The organism is Streptomyces sp. NRRL F-5135 (assembly GCF_000719775.1).
GTDB classification, from domain to species: Bacteria; Actinomycetota; Actinomycetes; order Streptomycetales; family Streptomycetaceae; genus Streptomyces; species Streptomyces hebeiensis.
The window spans coordinates 43,402-61,893 of sequence record NZ_JOHR01000018.1; the positions used below are offsets into that span (position 1 = coordinate 43,402).

The following is an 18,492-nucleotide window of genomic DNA, read 5'->3' on the forward strand; positions in this document are numbered from 1 at the left end:
CGTCGCGGCATACGGCCCCCCGCTCCGCCGTGTGCGCGCTACGCCGGTCTGCGCTTCCGGCCCGGGGATGCCGCCTTCTTCTCCGGCGCGGTCTTCTTCGCCCCGGTCGCCTTCTTCGCAGGCGTCTTCGCCGGGGCCGCCTTCTTCCGGGGCGTCGTCTTCTTCGCCTGCTGGGTACGGGACGACAGCCGCTTCACCTCCGCGGGCTCCGCCGGCTCCGTCGGTTCGCCGCGCGCGCCCTTCGCCTCGCGCACGCTGTTCTCCAGCGCCGCCATCAGGTCGATCACCTTCCCGCCCGCGGCCGGTTCCCGCTTCGGGGCCGGTTCGCCCTCCGTCTTCGCCGCGATCATCTCCTCGACGGCCTCCCGGTAGTCGTCGTGCAGCGAGTTCAGGTCGACCGAGCCGAGAGTGTCCATCAAGGCGTCCGCCAGGTCCAGTTCCGCCTCCCGCACGGTGACGTCGCCCTCCGGCGCCACGCCTTCCGGGGCGCGGATCTCGTCCGGCCACAGCAGGCCGTGCATGGCGATCACGTCGTCCACCACCCGCAGCATCCCCAGCCGCTCCCGACCCCGGAGCGCGAACTTGGCGATGGCCACCTGCTTGCTGCGCTTGAGCGCCTCGCGCAGCAGGACGTACGGCTTGGCGGCGGGGGCGCCGCCCGCGGCGAGGTAGTAGGCCGCATCCAACTGGAGCGGATCGATCGTGTCCGCCGGCACGAACGCCACGATCTCGATCGTCCTCGCCGTCGGCAGCGGCAGCTCCGCCAGATCGTCCTCGGTGATCGGGATGATCGACCCGTCCGGGTACTCGTACCCCTTGCCGATGTCCGACGCCGGCACTTCCTGCTCGTCCAGTTCGCAGACCTTGCGGTAGCGGATGCGGCCGCCGTCGGCCATATGGATCTGACGGAAGGAGATCGAACGGTTCTGCGTGGCGTTCACCAGCTTGATCGGGATACTGACCAGCCCGAAGGAGATCGCGCCGTTCCATATGGATCGCACGTCCCATCCCTTTCATCCGCTTTCCGTGGGATTCTCATCGTATGACGCCGATCACAGAGGTGGAGGGGCGGCGACTGGCGCTCAAGAACCTGGACAAGGTCCTCTACGCCGCCACCGGCACCACCAAGGGCGAGGTCCTGCACTACTACGCCCGTACGGCGGACCCCCTGCTGGCCCATCTCGCCGACCGCCCCGTCTCCTTCCTCCGTTATCCGGACGGTCCCGACGGCCAACTGTTCTTCACCAAGAACCCGCCGCCCGGCACCCCTTCCTGGGTGCGGATCGCCGATGTCCCCCGCAAGACCGCCGACAGCGGCAAACAGGTCGTGGTCGGGGATCTGGCGACGCTGATGTGGGCGGCGAACCTGGTCGTGGAGTTCCATACGCACCAGTGGCGTGCCGCCGCCCCGAACCGCGCCGACCGGCTGGTCCTCGATCTGGACCCCGGGGCACCCGCGACCGTCGTGCAGGCGTGCGCCGTCGCGCTCTGGCTACGGGAACGGCTCGCCGAGGACGGCATCGAGGCCCACGCCAAGACCTCCGGCGCCAAGGGGCTGCACCTGCTGGCCGCGCTGGAACCCGCCCCCTCGTCCGAGGTCTCCGCGTACGCGAAGAGCCTCGCCGTCGAGGCCGAGAACGCGCTGCCGGACCTGGTGGTCCACCGCATGCGGCGCTCCCTGCGGCCGGGCAAGGTGTTCGTCGACCACAGTCAGAACGCCGCGGCGAAGACGACCGCCGCCCCCTACACCCTGCGGGCCCGCCCCGAGCCCACGGTCTCCGCGCCCGTCTCCTGGGCCGAGGTCGGGGACTGCGCGGGGTCCGCGGACGCGGCGCGGCTGGCGTTCCGCATGGAATCCATGGGCGAGCGGCTGGAACGGTACGGCGACCTCCTCGCCCCGCTGCTCGACCCCGAGCACACCGGCCGACTGCCCTGACACCCGCCGGCCCCCCGGCCCGCTGCCCCTCGACGCCCCCTGATCCGCCGCCCGGTGCCGATTCGACGGTCGGACGCTCCTGCCCGTCCCCTTACACGCGCAGCCACGTACGGCGGTCCCTCGCCCTCGCGTACAGGGCCTCGATGTCCGCCGGTTTCAGCACGCCGCCGAGGGCCGCCAACGCCGGGATCTCGTCGTCTGTCATGATCCGTACGTCCTGGCGCGCGGTCGTCCGCGCGTCCTCGGCCGTCCCCGCGCCCCCGTCCGCCTCCGGCTCTCCCGGCCGCTCCCGTACGACGGGTCCCGCCGCCCCGACCACGGCCAGCGCCGGTGCCACCGCCGCCGCCAGGGCGTGTGAGGCGCGCTCCGCCTCGCGGCGGGCCCAGCGCAGGTGGGGCTCGGCGGCGGCCCGGCCCGTACGGACCATGGGGTCGGAGATCCGTACCCGCCGGTCGCGCGCGGCCAGGGTCCTTACGGCCAGGACCCCCGCCGGCCCGATCGCCACGTGGTCGATACGGGCCGCGCCCGGCAACGGCACGGAGTGCAGGATCCGCCAGCCCGCGTCTTCGAGCCGGTCCAGGTGTCCGCCCACGATCTGCTGGGCGCGCAGGTCCTCCACGCGCCGGTCGACACCCCGGCCGAACCGGAAGCCGAACGGGAAGCCGAACGGGAAGCCGAGGCGCGGCCCGCCCCCGTGCGGCCACCGGCCGGTCGCCTCACCCGACTCCCTCACCTCCTCCGCCTCCGGCTCCCCGTGCAGTGCCTCGCCCGGGCGGTTGGGTGCCAGGTCGTCGTCGGGGTGGAGGGACAGCCGGTCGAGTTCGGCCGGTGTCGGCACGGGAGGTGGTCCGACGGCCACGTCACCGGTGAGGTACGGCGCCAGCGCGGCCAGCACGGCCTCGGTGTCCGTTCCCGGGAGCACGCTCACCCGGCCGCTCCGCCCGCCCGCGCCGGGCCCGAGGCCGTCGGCGGCCGGTTCCGCGTCGTACCAGGCGACGGTCGTGCCGTTCGGCAGACTCACGTACAGGCGGTCCCGGCCACGGCTGCGCACCGGCGTGACGCGTAATCGGGTCATCGCACACCTCACCATCCTCATGACCATGGGAACAGGCGCCCATTCCGCGGGCAATACACGAAAGCCCAGGAACGACCAGGAATACGCGCGGGTAGCAACGAACACTCATACGACCGGGTCACGGCTTCCCTGGCCGGAGGCGGCCAACGCCGGGAAAGCGGCGTTCGGGCCCATAAGGTGAGGGAACGACCGACCGTCCCAGGAGCGCCGTGACCTCTCGCCGTGCCGCCGTCGGCCCCGTCCTGGCGGCGGCCACCACCGCCGCGTTGTCCCTGGTCCTGTCCGCCTGTGGCGACGAGAGCGGGCTCAAGAGCGCCGGTCCCACGCCGACCGCCATCGGCCCGGTGCGGCTGTGGCCGGGGCTGCCGGTCATCTCCGCGCCTCCCCTCGACTTCGGGGAGGGCGATACGGTCCGGGTCCCCGGCATCAAGGTGGCCCCCGGGGACATCCACGAGCTGAACCCGGTCGCCGTCCTGCGGGCCGAGGCGGCCGCCCGTCCGAACGAGGCCGCGGGGCCCGGAGGGCTGCCGCAGGGCGTCGTCGCACGGCTCACCGAGTGCCGGGGCCCGGAAGGCGCGGAAGGCGCGAAGGGCCCGGGAGGCGGGCGAGGCCCGGCCGACGCCAAGGACCCGGCGGACGCGAAAGGCCCGGCCGACTCCAAGGGCCCCACACGCCCCGAAGGCCCGACGGCGTCGGCGCACGCGAAGGCCCCGGCAGACGCGCGGGGCGCGCGAGACGTCAAGGATCCGGCGGACATCAAGCGTCCGCCGAGGGGCGAGGGCTCCGGGGCCGGCCGGGGCACCGCGACGCCGGCCGCGCCGGCCGCGCCCGCCATGCCGGAGGTCTCCGGCCGCGGCGAGGCGGGCTGTCCGGTCCTGCGCGCGTACCACCACGACCTGACCGGTGACGGCCGGGACGAACTGATCGTCGGCATCGCCATGCCCGCCCAGCAGTTGACCGTCCGCTGCTACCGCGCCGAGAACGACGGACTGACCCGGATCATGTCCACCTCCGACCAGGTCGTCGGGGTCGAACTGGCCGACCGGGACCTGATCGTGCGGGTCGTCTCGGCGGGGATCCCCGGGTACGAGTACCGGACGGCCTGGAGCTGGGACTCCCGGCAAGGGGTGATGCTGCCCGCCCGGGACGAGATCGTCCCCGCCAGGACCGCCGCCCCGCCCGGGTCCGTGCCCCGCCCCGCGTCGGCCACCGGCGCGCCGGCGGGTACGGCGTATCCCACGTCCCCCGCGCACACCGCCCGTCCCGCGGGCCCCACGGCCACGAGCGGCACTCCTGGCGCGAGCGATGTCCCACCGTGGCCGTGGGCGCGCGGAGCCGCCCGTGCCACGTTCACTTCCTCGGCGGGGACGCCGCCGGCCGTCGCGTCGGACACGGACGTGCCCGCCGATACGTCGCCGACCGACGGCGTATCGGCCGGCACGTCGTCGGCAGGAACGTCATCAGCGGGCACGTCATCGGCGGGCACGTCAACGCCAGGCATGTCGTCGGCGGGCACGTTGTCGACGGGCACGTTGTCGGCGGGCAGGTCATCGGCCGGTGCCGTGCCCGCGCTCGCCTCGTCGACGAGCGTCTCAGCGTCGGGTGCCTCGTCTTCGGGTGCAGCCTCGGGTGCCTCAGCGTCGGGTGCGGTGCCGGCACTCGCCACCGCCGCGGTGACATCCGCCGCGCATACCACCGTCGTCCGCCCCGCCGAGCCGAAGACGGGGCCACCGGGCACCGCGAACAGGCCGTCCGCCGTGCCGCACGGCGTCGCGTCCCCGACTGGCCCCCGTACGCACGTCCGTACGCCGAACCCACGCGCCCCCGGCTGTCCTCGCTCGTCAGGACCTCCAGGGTCTCCGAGGTCTCCAGGGGCTCCAGGGGCTCCAGGGGCTCCGGGGGCCTCGAAATCTCCCGGATCTCACGGATCCGTCGGCTGCCACGCGCCCGGCGCCGCACCGGCCCCCTCGATCGGCACCGCCTCCACCGCCGTAGCCGCCTCCACCACCACAGCCGCCTCCACCGCCGTGGCCGTGGCCCCAGCCGTGGCGAGTCCGTCGTGATGCCCCGTCTGCCCGCCTGGACCGCGACCCTCACGTGGAAGGCGGCCGTCTTCATCACCGTCATGTGCTGTGCCCTCGCCGCCCTGCTCGGCGTGCTCGTCCATGTGTCCGTGACCCGTCAGACCGTCAGTTCGGCGCGCGAGAAGGCGCTGTCCCGGCTGGACGCCGTCGCCCGGGCGTACGAGGCGGGCCGGCCGCTCCCCCGGTTCGCCGCCGTGGACGCGCCCGGTCTGCCCGAGCGGCTGCGCGCGCTCGCCGTCCGCGGGCGGCGCGGCACGATGGTCGCCGACTTCCACGGCAGGCCGACGATGTGGGCCGCCGGGCCCGCCGACGGGCGGGCGCTGGTCGCGCGGGTCGACTACACCCTCAGCCAGGCCACCATCACCAACCTGGACCGCTCGATCATCGGCTCGTCGGTGCTCGCCACCGTCGCCACACTCCTCGTCGGGGCGTGCGCGGTCACCCGGGTGACGCGACGGCTGCACCTCACCGCCCAGGTGGCCCGGCGGATCAGCGCGGGAGATCTGGACGCACGCGTCAACGACCCTCGTACGAGAGTGCCGTCGCGCCCCCAGGACGAGGTCGCCACCGTCTCCGGGGCGCTCGACACGATGGCTTCCACGCTCCAGGGCAAGCTGCTGAGCGAGCAGCGCTTCACCGCCGATGTGGCGCATGAGCTCCGTACCCCGCTGACCGGACTGTCCGCGGCCGCCGAGCTGCTGCCGGAGGGCCGGCCGGCCGAGCTGGTACGGGACCGGGTGCGGGCCATGCGGACGCTGACGGAGGATCTGCTGGAGATCTCCCGGCTGGACGCGCGTACGGAACAGGTCGATCTGGCCGTCCACGCGCTCGCGCCCCTGGCCGAGGGAGTCGTGCGCGCCGCCCGCGCCTCGTACGCGCCGCCCCGGTCCGGAACCGACCCGCGGCCGGCAGCTCCGGCAGCCGCACGCCCGGTCCCGGACGTGCCAAGGCCGGGTATGCCGACGCCGGGTGCGCAGGGGCCGGGCGTGGCGTCAGGCTCGCACTTCGAACTGCGCGTCGTCCGGGACGCCTGCGTCGAGACCGACCGGCGGCGGCTGGAGCGGGTGCTCGGCAATCTGGTCGCCAACGCCCACCGGCACGGCCGCCCGCCCGTCGTACTGACCGTGGACGGGCCGACCGTGACCGTGCGCGACCACGGCCCGGGATACCCGGCGTACCTGCTGGAACACGGCCCCCAGCGGTTCCGCACCGAGGGCGGCGGCAAGGGGCACGGGCTGGGACTGACCATCGCCGTCGGGCAGTCGGCGGTGATCGGCGCCGAGCTGGTGTTCAGCAACGCCCCGGACGGCGGCGCGCTCGCCCGGGTCACACTCCCGGGCGGTGGAGAAGACATGGACACGGACGGGGGTTCCGGGCTCCGTGCGCTCCATGAGCCACCCACGTCACCCTCGCCGCACGGCACTCACGACACCCACAGCACCCACGACACCCACAGCGCTCACAGCACTCACAGCACTCACGGCGCCGATGACGAGCACCACGCCGATGAAAAGACCGTGGCCGCACATATCAACACACATTTGCACACATAAAGCGCCCCGATGGCGCCCCGCCTTGTTACCTTCCCCGCATGACCGCACCGACGGCGGACCCTTCCCGGCCCGTGCTACGCCTCCCCCAGCGCCGGGGCGTCGAGCTGTCGCTCCTCATCTGCGCCGTCCTTCTCTCCGTCTTCGGTTACGTCGGTGTCGGCCTCGGCCACTCCGGCACCGTGCCGCCGGACACCGCCCGCCACGGAGCCGGGCTCGGCCTGCTCGCGCTCCTCGCCCACCTCGCCGTCCGGCTGCGCGCCCCGTACGCCGATCCGCTGCTGCTGCCCATCGCGGTCCTCCTCAACGGCCTGGGCCTCGTCCTGATCTACCGGCTCGACCTGGAGACCCCGGACGACCGGGCGGCACCGGCGCAGCTCGTGTGGTCGACGCTCGGCGTCGGGCTGTTCATCGCCGTCGTCGTGCTGCTGCGGGACCACCGCGTGCTGCGGCGGTACGCGTACCTCTCGGTCGTCACCGCCCTGGTGCTGCTGATCGTGCCGATCTTCTTCCCCGCCGTGAACGGGGCCAAGATCTGGATCAGGTTCGGCGGTTTCTCCTTCCAGCCCGGGGAGTTCGCCAAGATCCTGCTGGCGGTCTTCTTCGCCGCGTACCTCGCCGCCAACCGCGACGCCCTCACGTTCGGCGGCCGTACGGTCCGGAGGCAGGGGCGAGGTCGGGGACACCCGGTCCGGAGGCTCGGCCGGGCGGTCCGGCCCGGCGGGCTGCCGACCGGCCGCGTTCTCGGACCACTGGTGGCGATCTGGGTGATCAGCGTCGTCGTCCTGGTCCTGGAACGGGATCTGGGGACCTCGCTGCTCTTCTTCGGCCTGTTCGTGATCCTCCTGTACGTGGCGACCGGGCGCAGGGGATGGCTCGCCGTCGGGCTGCTGCTCGCCGCGGTGGGCGCGTTCGTCGCCGGTTCGCTGGAGCCGCACGTCCACCGGCGCGTGGAGGACTGGCTGCACCCCTTCGCGTCCATCGAGGCGGGGCACGGCCCGGGGCAGCTCGCCCAGTCCCTGTTCGCGTTCGCCGCCGGCGGCCTGTCCGGCACGGGTCTGGGCCGGGGGCGGTCCATCCTGATCGGCTTCGCCGCCAAGTCGGACTTCATCCTGGCCACGGCCGGTGAGGAGCTGGGGCTGGTGGGCCTGACGGCCATCCTGCTGCTGTACGCGCTGCTGGTCGCGCGGGGCCTGCGGACGGGCCTCGCCCTGCGCGACCCCTTCGGGCGGCTGCTCGCGGTGGGGCTGGCGTCGATCCTGGCCGTGCAGGTCTTCGTCATCGCGGGCGGGGTGACGGGGCTGATCCCGCTCACGGGAATGGCGATGCCCTTTCTGGCGCAGGGCGGTTCGTCCGTCGTCACGAACTGGATCATGGTGGCGCTGCTCGTCCGGCTCAGCGCGTCGGCCCGTGGCCCGCACCCGGGGGCCGTGGCCCCCGGCGTCATCGCTCCCGCCGGTCCGGACCGAAGACCGCCGGACCCCGCTCCCGACCCCGCTCCCGGCCGCACTCCCGGCCCTGCGCACGGGCCCACGCCCGGGCCCACCGATCCCGTGCCGGGCCCGCCCGGTCCCCCGCCGGATCCCCCTGACCCCACTCCGGACCCGCTCGACCCCATGCCGAATCCGCCCGGACCCACGCCGGATCCGCCCGGAGCCACGCCGGATCCGCCCGGAGCCACGCCGGATCCGCCCGGAGCCACGAACGACAGGACCGACGACCAGCCCGTGGACCGATCCGAGGACCGCCGATGACCCGTCACATCCGGCACGTGTCCCTCTTCTGCTTCGTCCTCCTCGTCGCCCTCCTCCTCAACGCCCTCCGCGTCCAGGTCCTCCAGGCCGACTCCCTCGACGAGAACCCCGCCAACCGACGGTCCACCCTCCCGGCGGCGGAGCGGCGAGACTGAGGGGCACTGAGGGGCCACGTCATGGCGTGACGACACGAAGGGGGCGGCCCGTGGCAGCGACGGACGACGTGGAGCGGGCACTCGCACGGATCGAGCGGCTCGATCCGCGGCTGTGCGCCTTCATCGAGGTGTGGGGGGACCGGGCGCGTGCGCGGACCCGGGCAGTGGCACGCGCGCGCACACCCGAACACGCGCGGACGGTGGACGGCGAACTGCCTCTCGCCGGGTTGCCGTTCGCTGTGAAGGGACCGTCCGGCATCCGCTCGTACGCGGCGGGGCGGCTGATGGCGGCCGGTGCGGTACCGGTGGGCTCGACGGCGGTACCCGGGCCGGGCACGTACTGGCAGACCTGGGGGCAGGGCCGCCACGGCCGTACGGTCAACCCGTACCGCGCCGACCGGACGCCCGGCGGGTCCTCGGCGGGGTCGGCCGTCGCGGTGGCGGCGGACATGGTGCCGCTGGCGACGGGGAGCGACGGGGCGGGGTCGGTACGGATACCGGCGGCCTGGTGCGGGGTGTTCGGCCTGAAGACGACCAACGGGCTGCTGCCGTCCCCGGACCGTACCGGCCTGGCCGCGGCCGGGGTCCTGGCCCGGACGGTGACGGACGCGCGCGCGTATCTGCGGTGTGTGCTCGGCCCGGACGGCGCCTCTGACGCGTCGGGGACGAGCATCGCGCCCATGACCACGGGGTCGGCGGCGGCATCGGCGGCACGGGCATCGGCGGCTGACGTGCTGACGCCGCCGCAGGGGCGGCTCCCCATACCCGCCGTCTTCTCCCCCGATCTGGGCTTCGCGGCGCCGGACGAGGACGTCGTGGCGGTGGTCCGGGCGGCCGTGGCCCGGCTCGAGGAGGCCGGGGTGGTACGGCTGGAACGGCCGGGGGCGACACCGCGCCCGTTCACACTGCTCGATCCCCGCGAGGCGTGGCTGACCCTGCGGGGCGGGGGCGACGCGGCGGCCAGGGCCGCGGCGGAGGACGTACGGACGGAGAACGACCGGCGCCTCGACGTACTGTTCACCCGTACGCCACTGCTGCTCACTCCGGTCACCCCGAACCGCCCGCATGGCCACGAGGGCCCGGGCGAGCGCTACTCCACCGCCCTGACCTGGGCGTTCAATGTGAGCGGCCAGCCCGCGGCGAGCATCCCGGCCGGCTTCACGGCGGACGGCTGTCCGGTCGGGCTCCAGCTCGTGACGCAGCGGGGCACGGACGTCGCGCTGCTGGACATGGCTCTCGCGGTCGAAGCCGGCCTGGCGGCGGCACGACCCACCGGGCGGACCTGACGGAATAGGCGACCCGGCGGAGCCGGAAGTCCCGGCTCTTGAACACCCCGGCTCCCCGGCTCCCACCTCTTCGGCTCCGGGGCTCCCCGGCTCCCCACCTCTTCGGCTCCCGGGCTTCGCGGCTTCGCTCAGGGGATTGACGGCCTTGCTGACAAGCTGTCTCATAACAGGAAGCCGCCATGTAACCACCGGTAACCGTACAGCCGTGAGGGGTGCTCAGCCATGTCGACCACCACCACCGCGTCCGCGACCGGAGGCGACGCCCAGGTTCTCCACGACGCGCTCGGGCCGCTCCGCGAGCGTGAACAAGTCGCCGCGCGGTTGCTCGAAGCGTCCGCCAAGCACTCCTTCGACCCCGACCGGGAACTCGACTGGGACGCACCGGCCGAGGACGGCAAATGGTTCTGGCCCCCGGAGCTGGTCTCCCTCTACGACACGCCCCTGTGGGGAAGGATGCCGGAGGAGCAACGGATGGACCTGGCACGGCACGAGGCCGCGTCACTGGCTTCGCTCGGCATCTGGTTCGAGATCATCCTGATGCAGCTGCTGGTCCGACACATCTACGACAAATCCGTGACCAGCAACCACGTCCGCTACGCGCTGACCGAGATAGCGGACGAGTGCCGCCACTCGATGATGTTCGCGCGGCTGATCGGGAGGAACGGTACGCCGGCGTACCCCGTACCCCGGCGTTACCACGACATGGCGCGCGTCATGAAGACCGTCTCCACCACACCCGGTTCGTTCGCCGCCACCCTGCTCGGCGAGGAGATCCTCGACTGGATGCAACGGCTCACCTTCCCCGACGAGCGCGTACAGCCCCTGATCCGTGGCGTCACGCGAATCCATGTCGTCGAGGAGGCCCGCCATGTCCGGTACGCGCGGGAGGAGTTGCGGCGGCAGATGGTCACGGCCCCGCGCTGGGAAAGGGAGTTGACCCGCGTCACCTGCGGTCAGACGGCGCGGGTGTTCTCGCTCTGTTTCATCAACCCGGCGGTGTACGAGAACGTCGGCCTGCGGCGCGAGGAGGCCGTCGCCCAGGTACGGGCGAGCGGCCACCGCCGGGAGGTGATGCGGTCGGGCGCGCGGCGGCTCACGGACTTCCTGGACGACATCGGGGTGTTGCGCGGAGCCGGGCGGGCACTGTGGAAGTCCTCGGGGCTGCTGGCCTGAGTCACGACCGGGCCCGTTCCGCCCGCGCCCCGCGCCCCTCGGTCCCCGGCGGTCATGACCGAGACTGGGGAGTGTGAGAAGCGAGAACACCCCCTTCGTCGGGGGACCGATGGACGGGCGCGTCCTGCCCGTCCTGACCGGGCCGACCGGGAACCCGCCCAAGTGGTACGAGATCCCGGTGCCCGATCCCCACGGCGGGCCGCCCACCGTCCACGCCTACCGGCGCGAGCCGGCCGGATACAGCAAGCGCCTCGGTATCCAGCGCGGCTGGAAGTACGAGTACGTCGCCGAGGGCCGTGAGCGCCGCGCGCTGAAGTGGCCCTGGTCGAAGCCGGACGGCCGGACCGGCGAAACGGAGAGCAAGCCGGACAGCGGCCTGGACAGCCGACCGGACAGCCGACCGGACGGCCGGCCCGACAACTGACCCGACAGCGGTCCGACCGGGTGACGACGCCGGACCGATTCACCGCTCATCAGCTCGTCCTACCATCGATCACCGCGCCATCGCCTAGGACTGGACCCTCCGGTCCGGCCCACCAGCGGAGGCGATGGCATGTCAGGAAGGGTGCTGTGGACCGCCTGTACGGGGGCGGCCCTGGCCACCGCGACGGTCCTCACCGCGGTGCCGTCCGCCTCGCGTGCCACCGCGCACGCGACGGCCCACGCGACGGCCCACACGACTCCGTACGCGGTGCTCCTGCCCGGCGCCCGCCCGGCGCCCGCGCCCACGCTCACGACGTCCGCGCCGGGGACGCCTTCGGCCTCGGCATCCGTTCCCTCGGCGGCCGGTCCGCCGTCGTCCAGTCCCCCGACGCCCGGTCCGCCGTCGGGGACCGCCGGTCCATCGGCCGCCGGTCCCCCCGGCACTCCGTTCGCGCCCACCACCGTCGCGGGCATGCTGATGCGGCTCCAGCGGCTCTACCGCGAGGCCGAGGAGGCCACCGAGGCGTACAACGCCACCGAGGCCCGGCTGAAGCGGCAGCGCGCCGAGGTCGCGCGGCTCACGGCCGACCTCACCAAGGCCAGGAGCGCGCTCGCGCTCAGCCGGGTGGACGCCGGCCGGCTGGCCCGGGAGCAGTACCAGGGGCGGACCGAGCTCTCCGGTTACCTGCGGCTGCTGTTCGCCCGCGACCCGCAGCGCGCCCTGGACGAGAACTACCTGCTGGAGCACGCGGCCCGGGGCAGGGCGGGCACCCTGGCCCGGCTCGCGGGCGGCGAGAAACGCGCGGACGCCCTTGCCGCCGCCTCCCGTGCGGCGCTCGCCACCCAGCGCTCGCTCGCCACGAAACAGCGCAAGCAGCGCGACACCGTCCGGGCGCGGCTGCGCGCGGTCGAGAAGCTGCTCGCCTCGCTCAGCCGCGAGGAGATCGCGGCCCTCGCCGAACTGGAGCGGGCCGGCACGGACCAGGCCCAACGTGACCTGCTCGAGTCCGGCGCCCTCGGCGACCTCCCCGTCCCCTCCTCCGGAGTCCGAGGTGCCGGTGGATCCCCGGGGGCCGGCGTACGGAGCGACGGCCAGTCCGGTGGTTCCGGCGAGGGGGTCCGTACCCCCTCCCGCTACGGTGACCTCGCGCTGCGCTACGCCGTCCGGCAGATCGGCAAGCCGTACGAATGGGGGGCCGAGGGCCCTGACACCTTCGACTGCTCGGGCCTGACCATGCAGTCGTGGGCGTACGCCGGGCTCACCATCCCCCGTACCAGCCAGGAGCAGTGGCGCCAACTGCGCCGGATCCCGCTGCGCGAGCTGCGGCCGGGCGATCTCGTCGTCTACTTCGAGAAGGCCACGCACATCGCGATCTACCTGGGCGAGGGCATGGTGATCCAGGCCCCCCGACCCGGCACCCGGGTCAAGGTCTCGCCCATCGCGGCGAACCCGCTGCTCGGTGCCGTACGCCCGGACCCGCGGGCGGAGTCGCTGGATCCCGCCGGGTACCGGCCGCCGGCGCTGCCCGCGGGCGCCACGGACGGGGCGGACACGGGCTACGGAGACGCGACCGCGCCGTAGCGCGCCTCCCCTCACGAGGTGACCGGGCCCATGTGACCGGGCCCATGTGACCGGACCCAGGTGACCGGGCCCAGGTCGCCGGACCCAGGTCGGCGGGGACCGCCCGGGGGCCCGCGAAACCTCGCCGGGATCACTCGGTGACCATCCGGTGGCTATCCCGTCCGCTTGGAGACCTCCAGGGCGTGCCTCACCACCGCCAGCAGCGTCTCGACGGCGGCGATCCGGCGCCGCGCGTCCATGATCAGTACGGGGACGCTCTCCGGGACCGAGAGCGCGTCGCGGACGTCGGCGGGGTCGAACTCCTCGGTCCCGTCGAACCGGTTGACGGCGACGACGTACGGCAGCCCACAGCTCTCGAAGTAGTCGAGCGCCGGGAAGCAGTCCGACAGCCTCCGCGTGTCCGCCAGCACGATCGCGCCGATCGCGCCGCGCACGAGGTCGTCCCACATGAACCAGAAGCGCTGCTGGCCCGGCGTACCGAACAGGTACAGGACGAGGTCGTCGTCCAGCGTGATCCGGCCGTAGTCCATGGCCACGGTCGTGGTGGTCTTGTCGGGCGTGGCGCTGAGATCGTCGGTCGCGGCGCTCGCCTGGGTCATCAGCGCCTCGGTCTTGAGCGGGGGTATCTCCGAGACCGCGCCGACGAAGGTGGTCTTGCCGACGCCGAAGCCACCCGCGATCACGATCTTGGTAGCGATCGGCGCGCGGCTGCGGTCCTTCTGCCAGGGCCTGAGCGACTCGTCCGGCTCGTCCCCCGGTACGGGCGCGACGGCCAGACCGGTGGCAGGGGGGAGGTAAGGCGCAGCCCGGCCACCTGCCCCGCGTTTGCTCCCGTCGCGTGCTCTCTCGCGCGCGATCCCCGGCCCGGCGGCTGCGGTCGCGGCCGAGAAGCCCGACGCACCGGACACACGAGAGACATCTGTGACGCCAGCGACGTCAGAGACGACGGAGTCCACTCAGCACCCTTTCCAGCAGAGCGTGGTCGGGATGGCCGGTGCTGTGCCCGGTCCCTGTCCCGTACACACGGATCCTTCCCTGATCGGCCAGGTCGCTCAGCAGCACCCTGACCACGCCCAACGGCATTTTGAGCAGCGCCGATATCTCGGCGACGGTCCGCATGCGCCGGCACAGCTCCACGATGGCCCGCATCTCCGGCATGAGCCGGGGCGCGCCCCCGCCGTCGGCCGGCTCCCGGCGCTCGTCCGCCGCGTCGAGCGCGGCGACGAACGTCTCGACGAGGAGGACGTGTCCCGAGCGGGTGCGCCCACCGGTCAGCGAGTACGGCCGGACCCGTGCCGACCGGCCGTCGTCGCCTCCCGCGAGTTCGGCGATCCCGGCGGGGTCCGGGTGCCCCACGGACCGCGCCGGCCCCGCGGACCGCACGGAACGTACGGACCGCACGGGCAGCCTGCCTGCGGCTCCCGCCGCGGCGGCCATCAGGCGCCCTCCCTGGTTTTACGGAGTTCGTCCCGGAGTTCCGGGGTCAGGACATGGCCGGCGCGGCCGACGAACAGTGCCATGTGGTAGGCCACCACGCTCATGTCGCAGTCCGCCGTGGCGTGCACACCCAGCAGCGAGCCGTCGCTGATGGCCATGACGAAGAGGCTGCCCCGGTCCATGGCGACCATGGTCTGCTTGACCTCGCCGGTGTCCATGAGCCCGGCCGCGCCGATGGTGAGGCTGCCGATGCCCGAGACGATGGTGGCGAGATCCGCGCTGGAACCCCGGGGGCCGGCGCGGTGCGCGCCGTCCGTCTCCGGACCGGCCGCGGCGCCGTTCTGTCCCGGGTCGGAGGACAGCAGCAGGAGCCCGTCGGAGGACACCACGGCGACGGAGAGCACCCCTGGCACCTCCTCGACGAGGTTGCCCAGCAGCCAGTGCAGATTGCGGGCCTCGCTGCTCAGCCCGAATGTTCCGGTCGTGGTCACGTGCGTGCCTCCTCGCCTGTGTCCCCCGTATCTTCCGTGGATACGTCGGTCCGTCCCGCGGTCCTGTCCGTGCTCTGCTCCGCGGTCCCCTCCGCTGTCGCGTCCGCGGCTCTCTCCGCTGCCGCGTCCGCGGAGAGTTCGGCCTCGGCGTCACGCCGGCCCGCCATGGCCCCCTGGTGGAAGCCGCCGAGCCGGCGGCGCAGCGCTTCGGCGTCGACACTGCCGGTGCGTTCGGCGGGCGCGGCGGGCGCGACGTTCCTGGGGGTGCGCTTGGGCAGCCCCTTGCCGGTGACGCGGCCCGGTGCCGCTTCCGCCCCGGCTTCCCCCGGCGTCCCCGTGGCCTGCGGTGCTTCGGGGCGCGTCGGCTCCGCCATGGTCTCCGGCCGCGGCTGCGGCTCGGGCTCGGGCTGCGGGGGCAGCCGCATCGCGAAGGTGTCCTGATCGGGACCGTTGGTCTCCGGTTCACCGTCGGGCACGCGCTCATGGCGCTCGGGGCCGATGGCGTACGCGCCGCCGTCCGGGCTCGCGATCGGCGAGCCGGCCCCGGCCCCGGACTCCGGCGTGGATCCCGCGGCCGCCGACCGCTCCGCCTCCGCCGCCCGGGCCCTGGCGGCCGCCTGGGCCTGCTCCGCCCGGCGGATGGCCGCTTCCGCGGCGGCCACGAGCGGGTCGGGCGCGTCGGCGGTGCCGGGGCCGCCGGCCACGGGGTGTTCCCGTACGGGCAGGGCGTGGGAGCCGGCCTCCCCCGCCGTACCCGCCGGTCCGGCCGGCCCGCTCCCCACGGCGTCCCCGCCCGCGCCCGCGGGCTGTGCGTCCGCGGGGGCCGCCGGCGACAACTCGGGGAGCAGGGACTTCGGCAGGACGACGACGGCCGCCACCCCGCCCTGCTCGTGCTCGCGCAGTTCGATCCGGATGCCGTGGCGGGCGGCGAGCAGCCCGGCGACGCGCAGCCCGAGCCCGTCGCCCTCACCGCCCCCGCCGAACATCTCGCGGGTGGCGCGTTCGGCGCGGGTCCGGTGGCTCCCGCCGTCGCGGCCCGTCAGCTCGTCGGCCAGCCGCGCGTTGAGGTGGGCGAGCCGGGCGGTGGACATGCCGATGCCCTGGTCCTCGACCGAGAGCAGTACGTCGCCGTTCTCCAGCTCCCGGCCCGAGAGCCGCACGTCGGCCTCCGGCGGCGAGAAGGCGGTGGCGTTCTCCAGCAGTTCGGCGACGAGGTGGCTGAGGTCGTCCGCGGCGAAGCCCGCGACCTGCGCGTGGGACGGCAGGGACAGGATCGTGACCCGGTCGTACCGCTCGATCTCGCTCACGCCCGCGCGCACCACGTCCACGAGCGGGATCGGGCCCAGGGGGCCGTGGGAGTGTTCGTGGCCCGCGAGCACCAGCAGGTTCTCGCTGTGCCGGCGCATGACCGTGGCCATGTGGTCGAGCTTGAAGAGGGTGGCGAGCCGCTCCGGGTCCTGCTCGCGCTCCTCCAGGTCCTCGATGACGTCCAGCTGACGCTCCACCAGGCCGAGGGTGCGCAGCGAGAGGTTCACGAACGCGTGGTGCACGGTGTCGCGCAGCCGCTGGAGCTGGGCGGTGAGATCGGCCGTACGTTCCTGGAGCTCGGCGCGCTGGGCCGCGACCTGTTCCCTGGCCGCGATCAGGCCGGTGCGGTCGCCGTCCAGCCGCTCGGCGCGCGCGCCGAGGTCGACCAGTTGCCGGTGCAGGGCGTTGACGGACCGTACGACCTGGGCGAACTCGTCGTTGCGGCCGGTGAACCGCACCGGTTCCTGCGTCAGCGGTGCCTCGGCGAGCCGAGCCGCCCCGATCCGTACGACCGCGAGCGGCCTGGTCAGCGTACGGGCGACCGCGGCGGAGACCCCGACCGCGACGAGCAGACAGCCGCCGAGCAGCGCGACGCGCAGTTCCAGGGCCGTGACGGCGTCGTCGCGCAGCTTCTCCAGCCGTGCCACCTGGCCCGTGCCGAGGCCGGACTCGACGCCGCGCATCTGGTCGATCCGGGCGGACAGTGCCGCGTCGAGCTTCTCCGGGTCGGTCTGCCGGTCGGACGAGGTGAGTTCCGGGCGGTCCGTGAGCTTGGCCAGGTAGTCCTCGGCGCTCTTGACCTCGGGCCCGGTGACGGTGCCCGCCAGGGAGTCGCGCGCCTTGGCGGAGGCGTTCTGGTCGAAGTCGGCGAGCGCGGCGAGTTCGCGTACGCGGGACTTCTGGGCGTCGGCGCTGAGCGCGTCGCGGAGCGTGTCGTTCTTCTCGGCGGCCGGATCGGTGGTCGATACGGGGAGCCCGGTGATCGGGTCGATCGTGGGCGTACCGCCGGAGCCGGCGTCGGGTACGGAGAGCGCGGCCAGCAGCAGGCCGCGCGTCGCGGACGCCTGCTCGACGGCCCGGGCCAGCGCGGCGGGGGCGCGGCTGCCGTCGGCGGCCTCGGCGGGGGTCCGCTCGGCCAGTTCGTCGGAGAGGGCCTCGAGCTTGGCGATGACCTCGGAGTACGCCCGGTACGCGTCCATGGCCGAGCCCTTGCCGGTGAGGGCGGTCCGGCGGATGGAGGGGATGGTGGAGAGGTCGCGCCGCAGGCCGGGGGAGGCCGACGCGGTCTCCCGCATCTCGTCGATCTGCCGGTCGACGCGGGCGCTGCGGCTGCCGGCGGGCCCGCCCTCGTCGCCACCGTTGTCGTTGTCGTTCGCGCCGCTGCCGCCCTCGTCGCCCGACGGCCGGTCCTCGCGGCCCGCGGCGATGTGGACGACGATCTCGTCACGCTCGTCCGCGAGGGAGTGGGCGAGGGTCACGGCCTGCCGGTTGAGCTCGGCCAGGGTGACCAGGTTCTGGGCGTCCTTCAACTCGGCCGAGGCGGCCAGGACGGCGGGGGTTCCGGCGGCGACGACGGTGACACCGAGGACGGCGACGCCCGCGACGAGGCGGCTGCGGACGCGGACGCGACGGCCTCGGGGCTGGTCGGGGACGGTGGACGGGCCACCGGCGCCGGTTCCCGCGGCGGAGGCGCCCGTACCGGACCCCGGGCCGGCGGGGCCGGAGCCCGTGGCCGGGCCGGTGTTCGGGCCCGTGCTCGTACTCGTGCCGGCGTCGGCCTCGGCCTCGGTGTCGGCGGTGGCGCCGGGGCCTACGGTCGTACGGCTGTCGGCGGCCGCACCGGCAACACCGGCCGTACCCGCGACGCCCGTACCCGTGGCGCCCGTACCCGTACCGGCGTGCCCGCTCGGGGCGGCCGCCGCATTGGTCCCAGTGGTGTCAGAGGTCCCAGTGGTGTCGGAGGTGCCGGTCGTGGAGACCTCACCGCGCGTGACACCGTTACCCCGAGGCCGCTTCTTCTGCACCGGTGCTCGCATTCTTGACTCGTCCGCCCATGAAGCAGAGGTGACGACCGGTCACACATGCGACAACCCCCACCCCTGGCACGGCACCCGACCATTCCAGCGCTTCCAGGAGGGAAACACACATCGGCCGCCCCGCCACTTGAACGAGTGAACATCACCAACGAGTTGACGAACAACTCTTCCCACTCGAAGCGGTCCTCGAACCTGGTGTTCC

The 18,492-nt window shown here is 73.8% G+C and carries 15 protein-coding genes; 9 read left to right on the forward strand and 6 right to left on the reverse strand.

What is annotated here, in order from left to right; all coding sequences use genetic code 11:
* Positions 1-38 precede the first annotated feature (38 nt).
* Positions 39-1,001, reverse strand: a complete 963-nt coding sequence (locus IG02_RS0128035) for a Ku protein (RefSeq protein ID WP_030754003.1) — start codon at positions 999-1,001, stop codon at positions 39-41.
* 41 nt (positions 1,002-1,042) lie between these two features.
* Here IG02_RS0128035 and ligD point away from each other — a divergent pair, with 41 nt between their 5' ends.
* Positions 1,043-1,936 carry a non-homologous end-joining DNA ligase gene (gene ligD, locus IG02_RS0128040; RefSeq protein ID WP_030754006.1) on the forward strand — a complete coding sequence of 298 codons (894 nt, stop codon included), beginning with the start codon at positions 1,043-1,045 and terminating at the stop codon, positions 1,934-1,936.
* Positions 1,937-2,027: 91 nt separating this feature from the next.
* Here the strand turns inward: ligD and IG02_RS0128045 are convergent, their stop codons facing one another.
* Positions 2,028-3,011, reverse strand: coding sequence for a nuclease-related domain-containing protein (locus IG02_RS0128045; RefSeq protein ID WP_030754008.1), 984 nt, complete (start codon positions 3,009-3,011; stop codon positions 2,028-2,030).
* A gap of 209 nt (positions 3,012-3,220) precedes the next feature.
* Between IG02_RS0128045 and IG02_RS43975 the strand changes: the two genes are divergently transcribed.
* From IG02_RS43975 to IG02_RS0128090, 8 genes are all read left to right on the forward strand, one after another.
* The gene (locus tag IG02_RS43975; protein WP_420707798.1) at positions 3,221-5,074 is read left to right on the forward strand and encodes a hypothetical protein; all 1,854 of its coding nucleotides are present in this window, start codon (positions 3,221-3,223) and stop codon (positions 5,072-5,074) included.
* A complete protein-coding gene (locus tag IG02_RS43140; protein WP_078854893.1) occupies positions 5,074-6,648 on the forward strand; it encodes a sensor histidine kinase in 1,575 nt (524 codons plus the stop codon). Before IG02_RS43975 ends, IG02_RS43140 begins: the two co-directional genes overlap by 1 nt.
* Before the next feature lie 38 nt (positions 6,649-6,686).
* Positions 6,687-8,399 (forward strand): FtsW/RodA/SpoVE family cell cycle protein, encoded by a 1,713-nt coding sequence (locus IG02_RS0128065; RefSeq protein WP_078854894.1) that lies wholly within the window; start codon positions 6,687-6,689, stop codon positions 8,397-8,399.
* Positions 8,396-8,554: a hypothetical protein gene (locus IG02_RS41790; RefSeq protein WP_158712389.1), complete on the forward strand. Its 159-nt coding sequence runs from the start codon at positions 8,396-8,398 to the stop codon at positions 8,552-8,554. The genes IG02_RS0128065 and IG02_RS41790 overlap by 4 nt, the downstream gene beginning before the upstream one ends.
* 50 nt (positions 8,555-8,604) lie before the next feature.
* Positions 8,605-9,840 carry an amidase family protein gene (locus tag IG02_RS0128075; RefSeq protein WP_037804484.1) on the forward strand — a complete coding sequence of 412 codons (1,236 nt, stop codon included), beginning with the start codon at positions 8,605-8,607 and terminating at the stop codon, positions 9,838-9,840.
* A 222-nt stretch (positions 9,841-10,062) separates the two neighbouring features.
* On the forward strand, positions 10,063-11,013 hold the full coding sequence (locus IG02_RS0128080; RefSeq protein WP_030754019.1) for an AurF N-oxygenase family protein: 951 nt from the start codon (positions 10,063-10,065) through the stop codon (positions 11,011-11,013).
* Positions 11,014-11,086: 73 nt separating this feature from the next.
* The gene (locus tag IG02_RS0128085; RefSeq protein ID WP_051765827.1) at positions 11,087-11,437 is read left to right on the forward strand and encodes a hypothetical protein; all 351 of its coding nucleotides are present in this window, start codon (positions 11,087-11,089) and stop codon (positions 11,435-11,437) included.
* A 129-nt stretch (positions 11,438-11,566) separates the two neighbouring features.
* Complete coding sequence (locus IG02_RS0128090) at positions 11,567-13,018, forward strand: C40 family peptidase (RefSeq protein ID WP_030754024.1); 1,452 nt, start codon at positions 11,567-11,569, stop codon at positions 13,016-13,018.
* A 152-nt stretch (positions 13,019-13,170) separates the two neighbouring features.
* On the opposite strand, the gene IG02_RS0128095 is transcribed toward IG02_RS0128090, so the two are convergent.
* The 4 genes from IG02_RS0128095 to IG02_RS0128110 form a co-directional block, all read right to left on the reverse strand.
* Positions 13,171-13,794 carry a GTP-binding protein gene (locus IG02_RS0128095; protein ID WP_030754027.1) on the reverse strand — a complete coding sequence of 208 codons (624 nt, stop codon included), beginning with the start codon at positions 13,792-13,794 and terminating at the stop codon, positions 13,171-13,173.
* Between the two features lie 160 nt (positions 13,795-13,954).
* Positions 13,955-14,455: a DUF742 domain-containing protein gene (locus IG02_RS0128100; RefSeq protein WP_078854895.1), complete on the reverse strand. Its 501-nt coding sequence runs from the start codon at positions 14,453-14,455 to the stop codon at positions 13,955-13,957.
* A complete protein-coding gene (locus tag IG02_RS0128105; protein WP_030754031.1) occupies positions 14,455-14,946 on the reverse strand; it encodes a roadblock/LC7 domain-containing protein in 492 nt (163 codons plus the stop codon). The genes IG02_RS0128100 and IG02_RS0128105 overlap by 1 nt, the downstream gene beginning before the upstream one ends.
* Positions 14,943-18,278 carry a nitrate- and nitrite sensing domain-containing protein gene (locus IG02_RS0128110; RefSeq protein ID WP_234314935.1) on the reverse strand — a complete coding sequence of 1,112 codons (3,336 nt, stop codon included), beginning with the start codon at positions 18,276-18,278 and terminating at the stop codon, positions 14,943-14,945. Before IG02_RS0128110 ends, IG02_RS0128105 begins: the two co-directional genes overlap by 4 nt.
* Between the last annotated feature and the right edge of the window lie 214 nt (positions 18,279-18,492).

What these genes read in the sequence shown, in the direction of transcription:
- IG02_RS0128090 (WP_030754024.1), top strand. Translation starts at nt 11,567, where the DNA reads ATGTCAGGAAGGGTGCTGTGGACCGCCTGTACGGGGGCGGCCCTGGCC.
- ligD (WP_030754006.1), top strand. Translation starts at nt 1,043, where the DNA reads ATGACGCCGATCACAGAGGTGGAGGGGCGGCGACTGGCGCTCAAGAAC.
- IG02_RS41790 (WP_158712389.1), top strand. Translation starts at nt 8,396, where the DNA reads ATGACCCGTCACATCCGGCACGTGTCCCTCTTCTGCTTCGTCCTCCTC.
- IG02_RS0128080 (WP_030754019.1), top strand. Translation starts at nt 10,063, where the DNA reads ATGTCGACCACCACCACCGCGTCCGCGACCGGAGGCGACGCCCAGGTT.
- IG02_RS0128065 (WP_078854894.1), top strand. Translation starts at nt 6,687, where the DNA reads ATGACCGCACCGACGGCGGACCCTTCCCGGCCCGTGCTACGCCTCCCC.
- IG02_RS0128100 (WP_078854895.1), bottom strand. Translation starts at nt 14,455, where the DNA reads ATGGCCGCCGCGGCGGGAGCCGCAGGCAGGCTGCCCGTGCGGTCCGTA.
- IG02_RS0128045 (WP_030754008.1), bottom strand. Translation starts at nt 3,011, where the DNA reads ATGACCCGATTACGCGTCACGCCGGTGCGCAGCCGTGGCCGGGACCGC.
- IG02_RS43140 (WP_078854893.1), top strand. Translation starts at nt 5,074, where the DNA reads ATGCCCCGTCTGCCCGCCTGGACCGCGACCCTCACGTGGAAGGCGGCC.